The 19,689-nt window shown below is 38.6% G+C and carries 13 protein-coding genes; 2 read left to right on the top strand and 11 right to left on the bottom strand.

What is annotated here, in order from left to right; genetic code table 11:
- Positions 1–34: 34 nt before the first annotated feature.
- The 3 genes from KG732_RS11135 to KG732_RS11125 are packed head-to-tail and all read right to left on the bottom strand — an operon-like array spanning position 35 to position 3,979.
- Positions 35–1,306, bottom strand: coding sequence for an adenylosuccinate synthase (locus KG732_RS11135; RefSeq protein WP_213523626.1), 1,272 nt, complete (start codon positions 1,304–1,306; stop codon positions 35–37).
- Positions 1,307–1,311: 5 nt separating this feature from the next.
- Positions 1,312–1,773, bottom strand: coding sequence for a Fur family transcriptional regulator (locus KG732_RS11130; protein WP_213523624.1), 462 nt, complete (start codon positions 1,771–1,773; stop codon positions 1,312–1,314).
- Positions 1,774–1,777: 4 nt separating this feature from the next.
- The gene (locus KG732_RS11125) at positions 1,778–3,979 is read right to left on the bottom strand and encodes a RelA/SpoT family protein (protein WP_213523622.1); all 2,202 of its coding nucleotides are present in this window, start codon (positions 3,977–3,979) and stop codon (positions 1,778–1,780) included.
- A gap of 535 nt (positions 3,980–4,514) precedes the next feature.
- Here KG732_RS11125 and KG732_RS11120 point away from each other — a divergent pair.
- Positions 4,515–6,959 carry a zinc-dependent metalloprotease gene (locus tag KG732_RS11120; RefSeq protein WP_213523620.1) on the top strand — a complete coding sequence of 815 codons (2,445 nt, stop codon included), beginning with the start codon at positions 4,515–4,517 and terminating at the stop codon, positions 6,957–6,959.
- Positions 6,960–7,592: 633 nt separating this feature from the next.
- Here KG732_RS11120 and KG732_RS13125 read toward each other — a convergent pair.
- The 7 genes from KG732_RS13125 to KG732_RS11090 all read right to left on the bottom strand — a co-directional run bounded on the left by KG732_RS13125 (position 7,593) and on the right by KG732_RS11090 (position 16,074).
- Positions 7,593–7,727, bottom strand: coding sequence for a hypothetical protein (locus KG732_RS13125; RefSeq protein WP_300980438.1), 135 nt, complete (start codon positions 7,725–7,727; stop codon positions 7,593–7,595).
- A 405-nt stretch (positions 7,728–8,132) separates the two neighbouring features.
- Positions 8,133–9,293 carry a fibronectin type III domain-containing protein gene (locus KG732_RS11115; RefSeq protein ID WP_213523618.1) on the bottom strand — a complete coding sequence of 387 codons (1,161 nt, stop codon included), beginning with the start codon at positions 9,291–9,293 and terminating at the stop codon, positions 8,133–8,135.
- 21 nt (positions 9,294–9,314) lie between these two features.
- Positions 9,315–9,548, bottom strand: a complete 234-nt coding sequence (locus tag KG732_RS11110) for a hypothetical protein (RefSeq protein ID WP_213523611.1) — start codon at positions 9,546–9,548, stop codon at positions 9,315–9,317.
- A gap of 40 nt (positions 9,549–9,588) precedes the next feature.
- Positions 9,589–9,981 (bottom strand): hypothetical protein, encoded by a 393-nt coding sequence (locus KG732_RS11105; RefSeq protein ID WP_213523609.1) that lies wholly within the window; start codon positions 9,979–9,981, stop codon positions 9,589–9,591.
- 349 nt (positions 9,982–10,330) lie between these two features.
- On the bottom strand, positions 10,331–13,975 hold the full coding sequence (gene purL / locus KG732_RS11100; RefSeq protein ID WP_213523607.1) for a phosphoribosylformylglycinamidine synthase: 3,645 nt from the start codon (positions 13,973–13,975) through the stop codon (positions 10,331–10,333).
- A 276-nt stretch (positions 13,976–14,251) separates the two neighbouring features.
- Positions 14,252–14,842, bottom strand: a complete 591-nt coding sequence (locus KG732_RS11095; protein WP_213523605.1) for a GNAT family N-acetyltransferase — start codon at positions 14,840–14,842, stop codon at positions 14,252–14,254.
- A 23-nt stretch (positions 14,843–14,865) separates the two neighbouring features.
- Positions 14,866–16,074 carry an RsmB/NOP family class I SAM-dependent RNA methyltransferase gene (locus KG732_RS11090; RefSeq protein WP_213523603.1) on the bottom strand — a complete coding sequence of 403 codons (1,209 nt, stop codon included), beginning with the start codon at positions 16,072–16,074 and terminating at the stop codon, positions 14,866–14,868.
- A gap of 139 nt (positions 16,075–16,213) precedes the next feature.
- Between KG732_RS11090 and KG732_RS11085 the strand changes: the two genes are divergently transcribed.
- Positions 16,214–17,293, top strand: a complete 1,080-nt coding sequence (locus KG732_RS11085; RefSeq protein WP_213523601.1) for an exo-alpha-sialidase — start codon at positions 16,214–16,216, stop codon at positions 17,291–17,293.
- A 144-nt stretch (positions 17,294–17,437) separates the two neighbouring features.
- Here KG732_RS11085 and KG732_RS11080 read toward each other — a convergent pair whose 3' ends face one another.
- Positions 17,438–19,639, bottom strand: coding sequence for a radical SAM protein (locus KG732_RS11080; RefSeq protein ID WP_213523600.1), 2,202 nt, complete (start codon positions 19,637–19,639; stop codon positions 17,438–17,440).
- Positions 19,640–19,689: the final 50 nt, after the last annotated feature.

Here is a 19,689-nt window from a genome sequence, read left to right as displayed (position 1 = left end):
GGGATTTAAAAAAGGATCACCTGCTACATATTTCTTATCGGTGAATAGTCTGCGTCCTGTCTGGACCTACACTTACCACCTTGATAGGAAGCTCCAATTCTTTTTCTAAGAAGTCTATGTAGGTATTTAATTCTTTAGGAAATTTCGAAGTCTCTCTCATTTTAGTAAGGTCTTCTTTCCAACATTTAAATACCGAATAGATAGGAGTTACGTTTTCAGGCTCAATATTATAAGGCAAGTGAGTAATTTCTTTTCCTTTATAAGAATAAGCGGTACACACTTTTAATTCGTCAAAACCAGAAAGCACATCACCTTTCATCATCATGAGTTGAGTCACTCCATTAACTTGACAGGTGTATTTAAGTGCGACCAAATCCAACCAACCACACCTGCGAGGTCTACCAGTTACCGCACCAAATTCGTGACCCACTTTAGCCATTTTAGCGCCTACTTCATCAAATAGTTCTGTTGGAAATGGACCGCTTCCCACACGAGTGGTGTAGGCTTTAAAAATACCGTAAACTTCTCCTATCTGGCCTGGAGCGACTCCTAAACCGGTGCAGGCACCGGCAGCGGTGGTGTTGGAAGAAGTTACAAAAGGGTAAGTTCCAAAATCAATATCTAGTAGAGATCCTTGAGCTCCTTCGGCAAGTATGGTTTTTCCACTCTTTTGTGCTTGATGTAAATACTCCTCAGAGTCAATAAATGTAAGTTCCTTTAAAGTTTCTACTGCTTTAAAGAATTCATCCTCCATTTCTTGAAGGTTGTACTGTATATCCACACTATGAAAAGCGATCAATTCTTCATGCTTATTTGCAAGAGCTCTGTATTTTTCTTTCCAGGAGTTCAATTCAAGATCACCCAATCGGATGCCATTACGGCCGGTTTTATCCATGTATGAAGGTCCTATTCCTTTAAGGGTAGAACCGATTTTGGCCTTTCCCTTGGAGGCTTCAGAAGCAGCGTCAAGTAAACGGTGTGTAGGTAAAATGACATGTGCCTTTCTAGAAAGGAGCAATTTACTTTTGAAATCAATATTAAATTGTTTTAACCCCTCTAATTCCTGTATAAAAACAACAGGGTCAATAACGACGCCATTACCTATAAGGTTCATTGAGTTCTCGTGAAAAATTCCAGATGGAATTGTTCTTAATACATGTTTGATACCGTCAAACTCTAGAGTATGCCCTGCATTAGGCCCGCCTTGAAATCTAGCGATGATATCATATTTAGAGGTTAATACATCTACGATCTTACCTTTTCCCTCGTCACCCCATTGAAGGCCGAGCAATAAATCTACTGCCATTGTTGCTATTTTTCAGTTGTGTTTTTAACTCCGTAAAAGTATAAAGAATGATTGGTAATTGTTACATCAAACACCTCTTCAATTGTTTTTTTTATCGACTCAATTCTCGGGTCACAAAATTCGATCACCTCGTGGTTGTCCGTTAAGATCAAATGATCGTGTTGTCTATCAAAATATGATTTCTCATAATGCGATTGATTTTGACCAAATTGATGCCTTCTTACCAGTTTGCACTCCAGTAATAATTCTATGGTATTGTAAAGGGTCGCGCGGCTTACGCGGTAGTTTTGTTCCTTCATTTTGGAGTATAAGGACTCCACGTCAAAGTGCTCTTCACTGGCATAAATTTCATCCAATATAGCATAGCGTTCTGGTGTTTTACGATGTTTGTTGTCACTCAAGAATTGAGTGAATACATTTCTTACGGTTTCTTGTTCTTTTTCAAGTGTGTTGATAATTTTACTCATATTTTTAAAATCTGGATACCTTATCGATACCATTTATTTTATTAAGGTTTTGAATTAGAGAAGTCAGCAAGTTTTTATTGGGTACCACAACGGTAATTTCTCCTGTAAATATTCCATGATTACTATTAAAAGAGATGTTCCTGATGTTCACATGCATATTCTTTGAAATAAGTCCAGTAATTTCTTGTACCAGTCCCATTCTATCAATTCCTGTTAATTTTAATTCTGCTTTGTATTCTCGTTGAGAAGAATCTATCCATTTAGCGATTATAATTCGATAAGCAAATTTACTTTGAAGACTTATCGCATTAGGGCAGTTGTTTTTATGAACCTTAATGCCTTCACTTACCGTTGTAAATCCAAAAACTGCATCTCCAGGAATTGGGTTACAGCACTTAGCAAGGGTATAATCTAGATTTGTTCCTTCTTTTCCGAATACTAATGCATCATAATTTTCAGTAATTTCTTGTTTGTATAAATCTGGATTTTCTTTAGGCTTGCGCATTTTACTCTTGATAAAGGAATACAGCGCATTACTTCGGCTGTTGGCATATTCCTTAATGGCTTTGTTATCTATAGTTCCATTTCCAACTCTGAAGAAGAGATCGTGACTGGTTTTCAATTTAAAAAAGTTGACCATTTGATTCACGCTGGTTTCATCAAGAGGTATTTTTTGAGATTTGAGCTTTCTTGACAAAATTTCTTTTCCGTCAGCGGCTACTATTTTTTGATCTTCCTTTAAGGAACTTTTTATTTTGGCACGCGCTCTTGCTGTGGTCGCATAATCTAACCAGTTTTTAGTAGGCTTTTGATTGTCGGAAGTAATGATATCTACTTGATCCCCGCTTTTTAATTCGTGAGATAGGGGGACAAGTTTCCCATTAACTCGTGCACCACGAGTATGCAATCCTACTTCAGTGTGAATAGAAAAAGCAAAATCTAGAGGGGTTGCTCCTTTGGGTAAGGATTTCAATTCTCCTGCAGGTGTAAAAACAAAAATTTCTTTACTGTAGAGGTTAAGTTTGAATTGTTCTACAAAGTCTATGGCATTTCCATCTTGGTTTTCCAGTGCTTCTTGTAGTCTATTTAACCATTCTTCTAAACCGTCTTCTTTACTCCCTTGTTTGTATTTATAATGCGCTGCATACCCCTTTTCGGCTATTTCATGCATGCGTTCTGATCGAATTTGTACTTCTACCCATCTTCCATCGGGTCCCATTACGGTAATGTGTAAAGCTTCATATCCAGTGGATTTTGGAGAGCTTATCCAGTCTCTAAGTCGCACGGGGTTCGGGGTAAAGTGGTCGGTAACTACAGAGTATATCTTCCAAGCTAAAAATTTCTCGTTAGCTCGATCACTCCTAAAAATGATGCGTACAGCAAACTTGTCATAGACCTCGTCAAATGTAACCCCTTGCTTAAGCATCTTACGGCGTATAGAAAATACCGATTTAGGTCTTCCTAAAATATGATATTCCAAGCCTTCACTTTTTAAACTCCCATCAATAACCTCACTAAAATTTTTGATATAAGCTTTCTGTTCCTCTTTACTTTCAACAATGCATTGCTGTATGTCCTGAAAAACCTCTGGTTCTGTATACTTTAAACCTAAATCTTCTAATTCTGTCTTAATGTTATAAAGTCCTAATCGATGTGCAATAGGAGCATAAATATAAAGGGTTTCACTAGCAATTTTTACTTGTTTGTAGTCTGGCATGCTGTCCATTGTTTGCATATTGTGCAAACGGTCAGCTATTTTAATGATAATCACCCGGATGTCATCATTAAGTGTTAATAACATTTTACGGAAATTCTCGGCCTGTTGTGAGACATCAGCATCTTTTTTGAGATGAGCAATTTTTGTAAGGCCATCCACAATACGCGCAATGGTTTCTCCAAATAGTCGCTCAATGTCTGAAAGGGTGTACTTGGTATCCTCTACAACGTCGTGTAACAATGCTGCAGCTATAGCTGTGGCATCTAACCCTATTTGTTTAGCAACTATTTTTGCTACTGCTATAGGGTGGAAAATATAGGCTTCCCCAGACTTACGGCGTTGCGGAGCATGTGCCTCTACTGCGATGTCAAAAGCCTTTCTAATTAGCTTTTTATCTTCATCGTTAAGCATTTGATAGCTAATTTTTAACAGGTCTTTATACCCTCTAGCTATCTTTTTATTTTCTTCTTTAATCTCGACATCAGTCATAATAGTAAAGTTAAGCTACTTTATGGATATGAGCAATTATTTTAAGTTTTCTAAAGGGGTATTTTTGGTGTGCTTTCGCGAAAGCGTAACCATTACAACTTTATATAAAAACTTGATGTATTGGTAATTGATACCCAAATAAAATTACACCACTGTAAAACAGTATTTTAGAAAGGAAACTACGTGATTTGCAGAGGATACATCACAACCGGGACCATAATAATTGCTGTATGCTGATCACCGCTTTTTCGATAACTCGTTTTTTCCTCTCTTTAATACCTCTCACATTTCCTGAATAAATATTCATTAGTTAGGAGTACCTTTTTATAGTTTCCAACAGTATAAGAAAACTATTGGTTTTTATTCGGTTCCTAAAAAACAGCATCAATTTTAAAATGCGCCATTCAAATAGGTTACCAACACTTCTTATTGAAGCATCTTTAATTCTTAGAGTTTTGTTAAGCTTTTTAAAACTGAAATTAAAGATGGGAATTAAACCTTATTTTGTTCCACAATTTTAATGATCCCTTTACAGATGAAAAAAATAATGTTTACCAGCCTCGTCTTGGCGATGACCTTAGGGGTGAGTGGTTGTAAATCAACTCAAAAAGTAGTTGCAGATGCTACTACCGAAACAGCATCAAAAAACAGTAAGAAAAATTCAAAATTCAAATCTTACGATAAAATTATTACAAGCGAAGCTCTTACCGATGAGGGTCTTTTTAAAACCCATCAAGTAGGAGCTGATTTTTTTTATGAGATACCTAACGATCTCTTAAAAAGGGAGCTGTTATGGGTAAGTCGCATCGCTCAAATCCCCTCTAATTTAGGAGGTGGTTACATGAACGCAGGAAGTAAAACTAATGAACAAGTAGTTTCATGGGAGCGTTTCCAAGATAAAATTTTATTAAAAGTCAAGTCTTATGCTGAAGTAGCTCTAGATGAGACTGCAGCGATTAATAATTCTGTAAAAGTTAATAATTACGAGCCTGTTCTATATGCTTTTGATATCCTAGCTTTTGACGCAGATTCTACGTCAACAGTTATTGACGTAACTCAATTCTTCAGTACAGATGTTCCTTCTATAAGTGGTTTGAGCCCTAGATTGAGAAGCGCCTATAAAGTACGTAGCTTAGATAAAGACAGAAGTTTTATCAATTCGATAAAATCATTTCCAGAAAATATTGAGGTCATACAAGATGTTACTTATACCGCTGCCGAGCCACCTTCTAACGGTTCTGTGGGGTCAATAAGTTTGCAGATGAACCAATCCATGATACTTCTTCCTAAAGAACCAATGCAGCCTAGACTAAACGATCCTCGAGTTGGCTTTTTCACCGTAGATCAAATCGATTATTCCAGCACAGCTCTAAAGGCAGATAAAAAAACCTATATACGTCGGTGGAGATTGGAGCCAAAAGATCCAGAGGCTTATGCAAGAGGTGAATTGGTAGAGCCAGTGAAGCCTATCATCTATTACTTAGATGCAGGAACTCCAGAAAACCTTAAGGAGTATATTAAACAAGGTATTGAGGACTGGCAAAAGCCATTTGAGACAGCAGGGTTTAAAAATGCCATTATTGCAAGAGAAGCGCCCACAAAAGAAGAGGATCCAGAATTTAGTCCCGAAGACATTCGTTACTCCGTAGTACGTTATGTAGCCAGCACTACCCGTAATGCCGTCGGGCCTTCAGTGAGCGATCCGCGTAGTGGAGAAATTATAGAAAGTGACATTATTTGGTACCACAATCATTTGAGGTCGTATAGGAATAGGTATTTATTAGAAACTGGAGCGGCAAATCCAAGTGCTCGAACCTTAAACACCAAGCCTGAAGAAATAGGAGAAATGATGCGTCAAGTAATTGCACATGAAGTAGGTCATGCTTTAGGTTTTCCACATAATATGGCCGCTAGTTATGCCTATCGGGTCGAAGATTATAGAGACGGAGCTTTTACTCAAAAAAATGGTATTGCTGCAAGTCTTATGGATTACGCCAGGTACAACTATATTGCACAACCTGGTGATGATAACATACGATTTGTACGCCAGATGGGGCCTTATGATCACTATGCTGCCAACTGGGGCTATCGGGTGATCCCAAACGCCACTTCACCAGAACAAGAAATAAAGACCTTGAACGACTGGATCATGGAAAAGGCAGGTGATCCAAAGTACAAATTTGGTCGTCAGAGCAGTAGATTTGATCCTCAATCACAGACAGAAGCAATAGGGGATGACCCCGTGAAAGCAAGCACATATGGAATTAAGAATCTAAAATATGTCATTAAACAATTACCTCATTGGACCTCAGATCAAACAAACAATTACGATGATCTAGAGGAGTTATATGGAGAGCTGCTAGGGGTGTATTCTAGGTATGTTGGTCATGTTGTAACTAATGTAGGAGGGGTCCATGAGGACCTGAAGAAACCAGCTCAAGAGGGAACTGTTTATTCCAATGTTCCAAAAGCAACCCAACAAAAATCTGTGAAGTGGATTAAGGAAAACGTGTTTGACACACCTACCTGGTTGGTTGACAAGAACATTGTTCAAAACATAGATTCAGACGGTTATTTTGAAAAAATGCGCAACGTTCAAGTGAGACATTTGAACAGTTTATTAGATTTTGATACACTTGGCAGGCTCATTAATGCTGAAACCGTAGCAACCGATTATTATACGGCATTAGACTTATTACAAGATACGCGTAAAGGCCTTTTTGATAGCGCCGGCATCGATATTTATAAAAGAAACTTGCAACGTGCTTACGTAGATAGATTGGAATATTTAATGACGCAAAACAGTACGCGTGCAGGATATAACATTGCACAAAGTGACGTGCGAGCATTAGTTCGCGGTGAATTGAACACCCTTCAAAATACGTTAAGAGCAAAAAGGAATAGCTCCAGCAATACTATAAATCGCTATCATTATGATGATTTAATAGCGCGAGTTAATTTGATACTTGACCCTAAATAATACGTTTTAATTTTATTGTAAAAAGCCACCATTATGCACGGTGGCCTTTTTATGCACATAGATTATGGTTTGTAAATGCTGCTTGTTCAACAATTCGCTTTCGCGAAAGCGAACTACCCGACAAACGAAATGCGTTAGCAACAATCAATCGGCGAAAAACTGTTCCATGAACCCTTTCTGCATTGGTATATAGGTGATGTCTGTTGCCCACACTTGATTGGGTCTTGTAACTTTTAGATGACGCAACAAATAAGGATAGGTCTTATGAGCCTTGTTCCTTTTAGTGGTATGCCTACCTGGCATTATAGTTCTAAGTCCCATAACATTATAATAGAGTCGTTCTACTCGTTTATGATTAATATCAAAACCTTATCCAGAGTAAGCCAAGTGTGTGCATTCTTGTAGCTCCTTTAAAGGGATGGTAATTATATTGTTCGTCCATCAGCTTCATTAATTCCAAATTAAGCGGACTTTCTTGTTTTGGTTTGTAGTATAATCCAGACTTATGGATACCTAGAAGACCACATTGTTTGGCTATTCGTAGTTTAGAATGATTCTTGCTTATCATTTTTCTCTTTGTTGGTAGTGGTCTTACCGCAAGACGTTCTTTAAAAAATCGAGTTCCACTTTTTGCTATCCAATAACCTTTAACAGATGTTGTTCTTTAAGCTCTTTATCACTCTTCTTAGAAGTTTTATCCTTGTTAAATACAGTACAGGCATCTTGTAAAAACTCCCGTTTCCATAGATTTACCTGCTGTACGCTCATCTCAAAACGTTTTGGAATTTCCTTAGTAGTTTATTGCTCTTTAAGAGCTTCTAAAACGACTTTCGTCTTAAATTTTGAAGTAAATTTTCATCGTGTCATATCAGTAAATTTAATGTTCTTTTTTGAACTTAACTTACTGTCCTAATTTTGGGGGATTGATCAGTCTACAACCGCAGAAGCATCGGGCGACATGGTGCCTATTCCTACTTGGGCATAGGAAACTATTGATAGTGTAAGTAATAATAAAATTGCACTATTTTTCATATATTTAGATATAATTTTTTAGGTGCAGCATATAGTATCGCCCTTTTAATCTTTGGTGTTCGTTTACGCAAACTAGTTTCAATGCAGTTTTTTAATACTTTATCATATTGATTAAGTATTTTTTTGAATGCCTAATATATTTTAATTAATTTTAATACGTGCACCAAAATTTTGCGAAGAACCAAGATTTGTCCAAGTGCTGTTATTATTATTATATTCTGCAGTTTGTCCTAATCCTGAACCATTTATAGCCCATCGTTTTGCTGCAGGTCCATTTGCAGGTTGACTAACCACTAACCAATAATAAGTTCCAGCGATAAGGGTATAATTTTGAGTAAAAGAAGTTATGGAATAAGGAGTAATTGAATTTAATGGCATATTACTCCAGTCAGAAGAATTTAATGTTGCTAGTTTGGCTAGAGGATGCGTAGAATTTGCAATATTACTCCAAAGCTCTACAGTAAAAGTTCCTGATTGTGAATTAGTTCTAAATAAATTAACCTCTACTTGTACTAATTGGCCTCCACCCGTTGCAAGAAATTGTTGACCAATTTTTGATTTATTCCCATAATCGATTCCGAAAGCTGTTGTAGCTAAATTATCATAAATATTTCCAGGAATCACCGCTTGAGACACATTACTAACAACACTTGTACCAAATGCATTAGTAGCAGTAATTGTAAAGGTATAGGATGTTCCATTAGTTAAACCAGATACCGTTATTGTACCATCGCCCGATTGTGATACAGAATCTGAAATATTATCTGGTGAAGAAGTAGCTGTGTAGGATGTGATAGTTGAAGATCCGTTAAATGCAGGTGCGTTAAATGTAATTGTAGCCTGACCATTACCTGCAACCGCTGACACAATAGTTGGCGCATCGGGAACAGTGTCGGGAATCACTGCTTGAGACACATTGCTAACAACACTTGTGCCAAGTGCATTAGTAGCAGTAATTGTAAAGGTATAGGATGTTCCATTAGTTAAACCAGATACCGTTATTGTACCATCGCCCGATTGTGATACAGAATCTGAAATATTATTTGGTGAAGAAGTAGCTGTGTAGGATGTGATAGTTGAATATCCGTTAAATGCAGGTGCGTTAAATGTAATTGTAGCCTGACCATTACCTGCAACCGCTGACACAATAGTTGGCGCATCGGGAACAGTTGCCTCAACCATTCCCCATGCTGGTGCGTTATTAACAAACTTTAATACCTCGCCGTTGGCACCAGGGCTAATGCTTACCCAATTGGTGCCATCCCAATAGTTCATTGCTCCAACAGCAGTTCCATCAGGCATGTCTTTATAAGATACCCATCCTTAAGCCGTTTTATATTCCAGCGTGTTGGTGGTGGTGTTGTAAATTACCAATCCAGCAGCGCTAGCATTAATATTATCTCGCTTTGTGGTGGACATTCTTGGTGGTAAAAGCCCTTTCGTGGTGCTTGAAATGTCTAAAGCTGCAGAACCATCGGGTGTTGTGGTGCCTATTCCTACTTGTGCACTGGAATAAAAGGCACTGAATAGTAAAACGATTAGGTATATTTTTTTCATGAGTTAAAGTTGGTGCGTTTGTACAATATATGCATTTGTGTTAGTTTATGCTCCAGGTGGGTATTCCATTGACGTACGTAAGCGTTTGCCCTTCGGTTCCGGGAGGAATCACCACCCAATCGGTGCCGTTCCAATACTGCAGCTGCCCTTGTGCCGTGCCGGGCAACACGCCCGATTTTGTCCAAGCCGTGCCGTTGAAAAATTGCAATTCTCCTGCCACACCGCAATTGGTACACCACACCACCAAACCGGTTGCGGGAGCTGCAATAGCATTCCGATCGATTTTTGTCATGCGCGGTGGTAAAAAACCTTGCGTAGTACTGGTAATGTCTATAGCAGCAGAAGCATCGGGCGACGTGGTGTTGATGCCCACAGATTGTGCAAAGGATACGAAGGAGATGGTTAATACAAAAAACAAAAAAAGTTTTTTCATATCATTATTTTTTAGCGTGTTTTAATTAGTGCTTTTTCGAATATTCTTTTGAAATACAACATTTTATTATTAATAATTTTTAAAAATGGATACATAGTTTATGTCTTCAAACTAATGTGGACTTTTCCTAAGAGAGTATTTAGTTAATAATACAAAGATAAATGTTTTTTGAACTTAACTTACTGTTCTAATTTTTGGGGAATTATCAGTTTTATATGCTAAAGTTTTCAAGTCTCTTTTTGTACAATTTCCAGAAGGATTATGTGGACGGAAGACCGTCCGCACGGTGAAAGGTTCGTCATCGGTCGGCAATAATATGGTTGTCGGTTGTATGAATGTTCTCACCTTATCAACTTTTCTTTTCCAACCAAGCTCTTGCATTCACAAAAGCTTCTATCCATGGAGTGACTTCATCATTCTTGCGATCAGCAGGATAGTGCGCCCAATTCCATGAGAAGGTAGAACGTTCTAAATGTGGCATCATCACTAGGTGACGACCATCGTCTGAGTTCAACATGGCTGCATTAAAGTCTGAGCCGTTAGGATTGGAAGGGTAGCTGTCGTACCCATAAGTTGCTGGTATATGGTAAGCCTTGCGGTCTTTTGGGAAATGGAATTTTCCTTCTCCGTGTGCCGCCCATATTCCCAGTTTACTTCCTTCTAGCGATTTTAGCATGATGGAATTGTTTTCGGATATTTCTACACTGGTGAAATTACATTCAAACTTCCCAGAATTGTTGTGCAACATTTTAGGCTTTTCATCGTGATTAGGGTTAATTAAGCCAAGTTCTACAAAAAGTTGGCAACCATTACAAACTCCTATACTCATAGTATCTGGTCTGGCAAAAAAGTTTTTTAACGCTTTAGTTGCTTTTTCATTGTATAAAAAGGCCCCTGCCCAACCTTTGGCACTTCCCAATACATCAGAGTTGGAAAAACCACCTACTGCAGCTATAAATTGTACGTCTTCTAAAGTTTCACGACCTGCAATCAAGTCGGTCATGTGTACGTCGATCACTTCAAAACCAGCCAGGTACATAGCACGTGCCATTTCTCGTTCAGAATTACTTCCTTTCTCACGTATAACAGCTGCTTTTATACGTTTTTGAGGTAATACAGGTAGTTTTCCAGTAAAATGTGCTGGAAACTTGAATTCTAATGGTTGATTCACATAGTTCAATGCACGCTCGTCTGCTGTGCCGTTAAAGGATTGTTTTTGATCTAGTAAATGGGAGGTTTCATACCACACATCTCTCATATCGTCAACGTCTATAATGAATTCGTTGATGTCCAGCACGGCCTCGTCTATAGCGGTTCCTATTTTGAAGAACGGTACGCCCGTTTTAGCAAGTTCGGCTTCGACGCCGTCGTCGGTTGCTTGGAGTACGATACCTGCATTTTCAGCAAAAAGCACCTTGACCATATCGTGACCTACTTGGCTGAAATCCAATTCCATTCCTATGTTTTGAGAAGGGAAACACATTTCTAATAACGTAGTGATCAAACCACCACTAGCAACGTCGTGTCCTGCCAGTATATTACCTTGTTTGATAAGTGATTGGATGGTGTTGAACGCTTTCGCGAAAGCGGAACTATCTATAATCGTAGGACATTCATCACCTATTTTATTTTGTGTTTGCCCAAAGCTAGAACCGCCTAATTTGTGGTCATCACCACTCATATTGATGTAGTAAATAGGAGCCTCGTATTGAGGCTGTAAAACCGGTTCAATCACATTGGTAATGTCATCACAATTCCCTACGGTACTAATGATGACCGTGCCTGGTGCAAGTACATCCATATCTGGATATTTTTGCTTCATAGAAAGACTGTCTTTACCCGTCGGAATGTTAATTCCCAGTTCAATAGCAAAATCGCTTACGGCTTTTACAGCGCTGTATAAACGAGCATCTTCTCCAGGGTTATTACAAGGCCACATCCAGTTAGCACTTAAGCTCACACCTGACAAGCCTTTTTCTAAAGGTGCAAAAACAAGGTTGGTTAGCGACTCTGCAATCGCGTTGCGAGACCCAGCTGCTGGGTCAATTAAGGCAGCAACAGGAGCATGACCTATGGTAGTTGCTACACCGTTTTTACCGTTGTAATCTAGTGCCATCACCCCCACATTATTTAAGGGTAATTGCAGCTCTCCACAAGTTTGTTGCTTTGCCACACGTCCCGTTACACAACGGTCTACTTTGTTAGTCAACCAGTCTTTACAAGCGACAGCCTCTAGTTGCAATACCTGGTAGAGGTATAGTTTAAAATCTTTTCCATCATAAGAAATAGGAGCATAGGTGCGGTTGATGGTGGTATCATCCATAATAGTTTTAGGGCTGGAACCGAACATATCTTCTAGTGCCAGATCCATAGGGCTGCGACCATCCTTCTCGCTAAAAGTAAATCTGTTATCTCCAGTAACTTTTCCAACCTTGTATAAAGGTGCGCGCTCACGAGCAGCAATTTCTTCTAGAATAGGAGTGTCTTTTGCATCCATCACTAGTCCCATACGTTCTTGAGACTCGTTACCTATCAGCTCTTTACGAGATAGGGTAGGATCACCTATAGGAAGTTTTTCAACATCTATAATACCACCTGTTTCTTCTACGAGTTCTGATAAACAATTGAGGTGTCCACCGGCACCGTGATCGTGAATGGATTTAATAGGATTGTGATCACTTTCTACCAGTCCACGTATGGCATTGGCAGCACGTTTTTGCATTTCTGGATTAGAACGTTGGACGGCATTTAATTCCAGTCCAGAATTTAGGGCTCCGGTATCTGAGCTGCTTACCGCAGCACCACCCATTCCAATTCTATAATTATCTCCACCCATAACGATGATATCGTCACCTGTGGCAGGAGTTTTCTTTAAAGCTTGATCTTTTTTACCATAGCCTATACCACCAGCTTGCATAATGACCTTATCAAAACCTAAATTCTGATCCCCTTCTTGATGCTCAAAAGTCAAGACAGATCCTGTTATTAAGGGTTGGCCAAATTTGTTTCCAAAATCGCTTGCACCATTAGAGGCTTTGATCAAAATATCCATAGGTGTTTGATACAACCATTTGCGTGCTTCAAAACCTTTTTCCCATGGTCGTTCTTCATTGAGTCTGGAATAACTGGTCATATAAACAGCGGTTCCTGCAAGCGGTAACGATCCTTGGCCACCAGCGAGACGGTCTCTTATTTCTCCACCAGATCCTGTGGCAGCACCATTAAATGGCTCTACAGTTGTAGGGAAGTTGTGAGTCTCTGCTTTTAAAGAGATCACCGAATCAAAAAGACTGGTTTGATAAACGTCTGGTTGATGAGCCGTTTTGGGAGCAAATTGCTCTGCTTGTGGGCCTTCTACAAAAGCTACGTTATCAGAATAAGCACTTACAATACCGTTAGGCCAGCGCTTAGAAGTTTCTTTAATGAGTTTGAAAAGTGATGTAGGCATTTCTTCTCCATCGATGATGAAGGTTCCATTAAAAATCTTGTGGCGGCAGTGCTCTGAATTCACTTGTGAGAATCCAAAAACTTCACTATCGGTTAATTTTCGATCTAATTTTTCTGAAAGAGCTATGAGGTAATCAATCTCGTCATCGCTCAAGGATAGCCCTTCTTGCATATTATACGCAGGGATATCATCTATTTCTAGAACGCTTTCTGGCTGCACCCGCACATCAAATTGGGATTGATCTAATCCATCAAATTTTTGCAACAACATTTTATCAAAGTCAGCGTCTGCTGTACACGCATGAAATTCCTCTATACGCAGAATTCCTTTGATTTCCATGTTTTGTGTGATTTCTACTGCATTAGTAGACCATGGCGTAATGGTCGTAGCTCGAGGTCCAGTAAAAAAGCCAGATAAAGAATCGGCTTCTAGTTTTGGGGCATCGGCAAAAAGCCATTGTAATTTATGATCATCTTCTGTAGAGATCGGTGCTTGGGTGTGCACTGCGTAAACTGATTGGGATGGATTACCGTAGAAATGGATCATTTATAAGCGCTTTTGTGGGCGGTCACAAAGATACTTTTTTAGGATGATAATTGTAGTTGTTCCGCTTTCGCGAAAGCGGAATTATTAACGTACTTATTTACAATTAGAATAAAAAAAGAGACTGAACAACATAGCCACCAAAAGGATCTATTTTGAAATAACAAATAAAAAGAGAATAAGAACTGGAGTTATACATCAAATTTGCATCTAAATATCAAGTTTTTGGATGCAGCTAAAATTTCCATAGGAGGTATCTAATTTTTTATAAAAGAAAGCCTAAAGGTTATATCGTTCGATCGTTGCTATTGGTGGTTGGATACATGAACTATTATTTAAGTTCAATTCCATGCGCAACATTCCACGCATTTCAGAGCGCATTGTTGGAGAGTCAAGCTGGAATGCTTCTACAATTTTAAAACCAAATTGTTTGTAAAAGTGGAATGCAGCCAGTTGGGTATCCATACATTCCAACCTGATGGATTGTTGATTTTGGGTAATAGAAAATGCGATCAACCAGCACATTAATGCCCTACCTATTCCTTGACCATGAACAAGTGGATCTAAATAAATGCGGTGTAGTTGAGTAGTGTTTCTTTCTTTAATGTTATTGATTTCACTATCGCATATAAATCTAAGGATTCCAATAGGCTCCTCTTTAAAATGAACAAAGTAATAGGAAGCATTAGGATTAGATAATTCCAACTGCAACTGTGCTTCATTAAATTGTGATTCTACATAGTTACTTCCATCATCCCACCAAAGATGCTGGTATACAGGTCTGTAAATGTTCATCATCAAATTAAACAATTTTTTTTGCTCATTCAATGTAACAGGATAAAGCACTAAATCTGGAAGTAAAGAGATCATGTGAGTCTCTGTTTATTCGTTTTTTATTTTTTATTCATCTTTGCCATAAAAAAACCGTCAAAACCATCCCTATGGGCATATAAGGTTTGGGAGTGTTCCAATTCAAAATTTGCACCAGCCTCAGAATTTAAGAACTTGTCGACTTGCATTTCATTCTCTGAAGGGAAAATAGAACAAGTGGCGTAGACCATTCTACCTCCAGATTTTACTACACGGCTATAAGACTGTAAAATTTCTTGCTGGGTTTCTTTAATTTTTTCAATAAATTCTGGTTGTAGTTTCCATTTGGCATCGGGGTTCCTCCTTAAAACACCTAAACCGCTACAAGGGGCATCTATAAGTAAACCGTCTACTTTACCATCTAGTTTCTTGATGGTTTTAGTAGACTCTAATAATCGTGTTTCTATATTATGAGCTCCGGCACGACGTGTGCGTCTTTTTAGTTCGTTGAGTTTACTTTGATAAATATCTGTTGCGATAATTTGTCCTTTATTTTCCATCAATGCAGCTAAGTGCAACGCTTTACCTCCTGCGCCTGCACAAGCATCCATAATACGCTCTCCTGGTTTAGGGTTTAAATAAGCTGCTATGAGCTGTGATCCTGCATCTTGTACTTCAAACAATCCGTCGGTAAATAATTGTGTTTTAAAAACGTTGGCACGTTCAGTGAGAATGAGCGCGTCCGGAAAACGTTCGTCTGTGGTGGTTGCTATTTCCTGTGCAACTAGTTTTTCCTTTAAAGACGCTACATCAGTCTTTAATCTATTAGCTCTTAAAACGACAAATGCTTGTTCATTTAAAGCAGTAATTTCTTGTTCCCAAATATTACCTAGTTCTGCAATACCCATGTCATCCATCCAGTCAGGAATGGATTCCCGCATCTTGCGATTGGTTCTTACCTCGTCAAGTCCGCCTCTGATGCGTCTTACTGGAGTATTAAAATATTCTTCCCATGCAGGAAGGTCATGTCCTTTTAAGACGATCCATACACTGGTCAGTCTCCATAAAGCTTCTTTATTAAAAGGCTCACTGGCCTTAGCAATAGAAGCGTATAACCTTTTGTACCGGACAATGTCATAGGTTACTTCTGCAATAAAACCTCTATCTCTAGAGCCCCAACGTGTATCGCGTTTTAAAATCTTTTGAATCGCTTGATCGGCATACTTACCGTCATTAAATATAAGGTGTAAAGCATCTACAGTTGCTTCCACTAAATTATGGTGAAATCTCATTTTGCAAAAGTACGGCTATTCCTCAGGAAGTTAAGCGAGACGATATATTTTTTTTACCAGATTTCTGATAAATGTTTCGCTTTCGCGAAAGCGAAAATTTTCACTTACTAATTATTTTTTCTAACTTATTTTTACTTCTATGAAAAATGCGCTATATGTTGCTTTAGCCTTAACGCTAACAGCTTGTAAAACCAACTCACCAACGATGGTAAACCAGCTGGATACTCCGTCTGCTAGATCAAATCTTACTATTGAAATTAATGAAATCATGTCGGATTCAATAAGTATACGGGCGTTGGATTATGGAAATGGCGCTTACTGGTATTCGGGAAGCAAGGGTAAATATGGAAAAATAAATGCTGAAAGTGGTGAGGTTTTAAAGTTACAACTGCCCCCTGGAGAAGCTCTCACCATGGAATTTAGATCTTTAGCAGTAACTGAGCATTACACCTACTTGTTAAGTGCAGGTAGCCCGGCACTAGTTTATAAAATCACAAATGCCACTAATAAGGTGAAATTGGTTTATAGCGAGCTCGGGGAAAAGGTCTTTTATGATAGTATGAAATTTTGGGATGATCAGGAAGGAATTGCCTTTGGCGATCCTTCAAAAGATTGTCTGTCTATCATCAAAACTATTGACGGAGGTGCTACTTGGAACTCGTCTCTCTGTGAGGATCTGCCAAAATTTATAATTGGGGAAGCAGGATTTGCCGCTAGTAATTCCAACATTAGTTTGTATAAAGATCATGTTTGGATTGTTACAGGGGGAGCCGCTGCCAGAGTGCTACACAGTAAAGATAGAGGCATCACTTGGGAATCCTATTCTACCCCTATTAGTTCAGGTGGAGAAATGACAGGTATTTATGCAGTTGACTTTTATGATGACAAGCTTGGTGTAGTGATTGGTGGAGATTGGAACAATAAGAATGATAACTTAGCTAACAAAGCAATTTCTTATGATGGGGGTAACACTTGGAAGTTGCTGAATGTTGATAATGGTCCAGGTTATTGCAGCGATATCGTATTTATTCCTGAAACAAAGGGAAAGGAACTTCTGGCCGTAGGACCTCAAGGGATTTGGTGGAGTGGAACACAAGGGGATTCTTGGAAAAAACTATCAGACCAAGGGTTTTATACGGTAAAAATGATCAGTCACAAGGAAGGTCTCCTAGCAGGACAAAATAGAATTAGCAGCTTTTCACTAAGGGGTGATTTATAAATACTCAATTTCTGCATAGAAGTGCAATGCGATGCATAAACGATGCTATGGTATTTAAAACCTATGAGGCAGGCAATGAGTTTTTCTAAAGGTTTTAAGAGCATTACCATGGGAGAAGTTCAAGTACCTGTCATATCGAGCGCATTATAAAACTAACAAGCCGTTTTCTCGTAACACCTCCATTTCCCCAGCGTACCAAAAAGCTTCGAATGTGTCAAATTGAGATTCGTATGAAGTTTTAATTTGAGAAAAGGTAGTGAGTTGATGACCAGGCTGCCATAATTCTAATTGATCTAACAACCAGTTTCCTTGATCTTCGGGAAGTTTTATTTTAAAGGAACTTGTTTTCTCATGAAATAGCAGTTCCAAATAAGGGATTTCTACCCCTTTTTTAGTCTTTGAAAACTTACCTATCAATGGTAAATTACCTAAGTAAATGACTTTAGAATTGGAGGTAATAGATCTAAAAGAATCCTTGTTTAAACAATTTTCTATATAGTAAGCAGCAATAGTTGTTTGTGGAATCTCAAAATCAAACCATTCCTGTAAGGACATATCAAAGCCGATACCGTGCATAAAATTAAATAATGACTTCTTCAATCCATCACTAAAAATACTGTGGTCAATTCCTGTAGCATCAGTAAATTGAACATCGTTATTAGCAAAACTAATTTCTTTTAAATGAGGCGTGATGCCATAATCCTTTGTGTTCATTCCCACCGGGCTATGCGCCGTAAGAGCAAACTGATGCCAAAAACCACTTTGTATCACTCCTAATTCAAACAATTGCCTGGTCATTTCTAAGCTGTCCACAGTTTCTTGAATGGTTTGTGTAGGATAGCCATACATCAAATAGGAGTGGACCATGATGCCAGCAGCGGTAAAATTTCTAGTCACTTGTGCCACTTGTTCTACAGTTACTCCTTTATCGATCAATTTTAGTAAGCGATCTGATGCTACTTCTAGCCCACCTGAAACCGCAATGCAGCCAGAAGCTTTTAATAAATGGCACAAGTCCTGAGTGAAGTTCTTTTCAAATCTTATGTTGGTCCACCAAGTGACGGTTAAATTTCGTTTTAGGATTTCTAAGGCGACAGCTCTCATCAAAGCAGGTGGTGCTGCTTCATCTACAAAATGAAAACCTTGTTCTCCCGTTTGCGCGATCAACTGTTCCATGCGATCCACAAGCATAGTTGCAGCAACAGGTTCGTAAAGACTGATGTAATCAAGAGAAATATCACAAAAAGTACATTTACCCCAATAACATCCATGTGCCATGGTTAGTTTGTTCCACCTTCCATCGCTCCAAAGGCTGTGCATAGGATTGGCAATTTCTATCACCGAAATATACTGATCTAAAAGCAAGTCTGAATAATCTGGCGTACCTACTTGCAGCTGTTTATAATCGGCTTTTTTAGAGTTGTTTTTATAAGTGACCTGTTCATTTTCCAGTATAAAAGTCCTTTTTAATTCAAGGTCTTGAATGGGTTTTGAAGGATGATGCAATACGTAATCGGCAACTAATTCCAGCGGTAATTCCCCGTCGTCTAAGCAAATAAAATCTACCAACTCCAATACTCGAGCATCTTTTAAGGAACGCAATTCTGTATTAGGAAAACCGCCGCCCATTGCAATTTTTATTTTTGGAAAGTGCTTTTTGATCAACTGGCAGGACCTCAATCCACTGTATAAATTACCCGGAAAAGGGATGGACATTACGACCAATTTTGGTTGGATTTCCTGAAGTTTCTTTTCTAAAATAGATAGTGTGATCACATCTATGTAGGATAATGGCTGTTGCAACTCTTCATAAAGCTCGTCAAAACTATTGGCACTCATTCCCAATCGCTCTGCATAACGACTAAAACCGAAATGATCATCTACACAATCCACTATAAAATCAGACAGGTCTTCCAAGTATAAGGTAGCGAGGTGCTTTGCTTTATCTTGCATTCCCATGTTTCCAAAAGCCCATTCCAAGTCGTCTATTTGATCAAATCTAGAGGCTTGTGGAAGAAAATTATCTGTGCAAATTTGTCTAGCAAACGTATCGTTATGACCTTGAAGAAAAGCGATGATGTTGTCCAGAGGCCGTATGTAATGATCTTTTAGTGCATAGATACGCTGACTGTTATCACTTAAAATACTGTTTTTATCCAGTGCAACTTCAAAAAGCTTTGTCATTCCTGCAGATGAAAACAATTCTAAAATGACCTCAATACCTAAATCCATCTGATAGGATTCTATGTTCTTGGTATTTAGAAAGCCTTTGATATATGCCGTTGCCGGATAGGGTGTATTCAGTTGGGTAAATGGAGGCGTGAAAAGGAAAAGGTCTTTTTGCATAGATCAAAATGTAGTGCAAAGTTAAGGTAAGTAGGTATTCCGCTTTCGCG

The organism is Nonlabens sp., from assembly GCF_018401815.1.
GTDB lineage: Bacteria > Bacteroidota > Bacteroidia > Flavobacteriales > Flavobacteriaceae > Nonlabens.
This window is presented reverse-complemented; position numbering and strand designations above follow the sequence as displayed.

Coding starts and splice junctions, on each gene's coding strand:
- KG732_RS11105 (WP_213523609.1), bottom strand. CDS start 9,981: ATGAAAAAACTTTTTTTGTTTTTTGTATTAACCATCTCCTTCGTATCC.
- KG732_RS11090 (WP_213523603.1), bottom strand. CDS start 16,074: ATGAGATTTCACCATAATTTAGTGGAAGCAACTGTAGATGCTTTACAC.
- KG732_RS11085 (WP_213523601.1), top strand. CDS start 16,214: ATGAAAAATGCGCTATATGTTGCTTTAGCCTTAACGCTAACAGCTTGT.
- KG732_RS11120 (WP_213523620.1), top strand. CDS start 4,515: ATGAAAAAAATAATGTTTACCAGCCTCGTCTTGGCGATGACCTTAGGG.
- KG732_RS11130 (WP_213523624.1), bottom strand. CDS start 1,773: ATGAGTAAAATTATCAACACACTTGAAAAAGAACAAGAAACCGTAAGA.
- KG732_RS13125 (WP_300980438.1), bottom strand. CDS start 7,727: ATGAGCGTACAGCAGGTAAATCTATGGAAACGGGAGTTTTTACAAGAT.
- KG732_RS11115 (WP_213523618.1), bottom strand. CDS start 9,293: ATGCCTGATGGAACTGCTGTTGGAGCAATGAACTATTGGGATGGCACC.
- KG732_RS11125 (WP_213523622.1), bottom strand. CDS start 3,979: ATGACTGATGTCGAGATTAAAGAAGAAAATAAAAAGATAGCTAGAGGG.
- KG732_RS11095 (WP_213523605.1), bottom strand. CDS start 14,842: ATGATCTCTTTACTTCCAGATTTAGTGCTTTATCCTGTTACATTGAAT.
- KG732_RS11110 (WP_213523611.1), bottom strand. CDS start 9,548: ATGAAAAAAATATACCTAATCGTTTTACTATTCAGTGCCTTTTATTCC.
- KG732_RS11135 (WP_213523626.1), bottom strand. CDS start 1,306: ATGGCAGTAGATTTATTGCTCGGCCTTCAATGGGGTGACGAGGGAAAA.
- KG732_RS11080 (WP_213523600.1), bottom strand. CDS start 19,639: ATGCAAAAAGACCTTTTCCTTTTCACGCCTCCATTTACCCAACTGAAT.
- purL (WP_213523607.1), bottom strand. CDS start 13,975: ATGATCCATTTCTACGGTAATCCATCCCAATCAGTTTACGCAGTGCAC.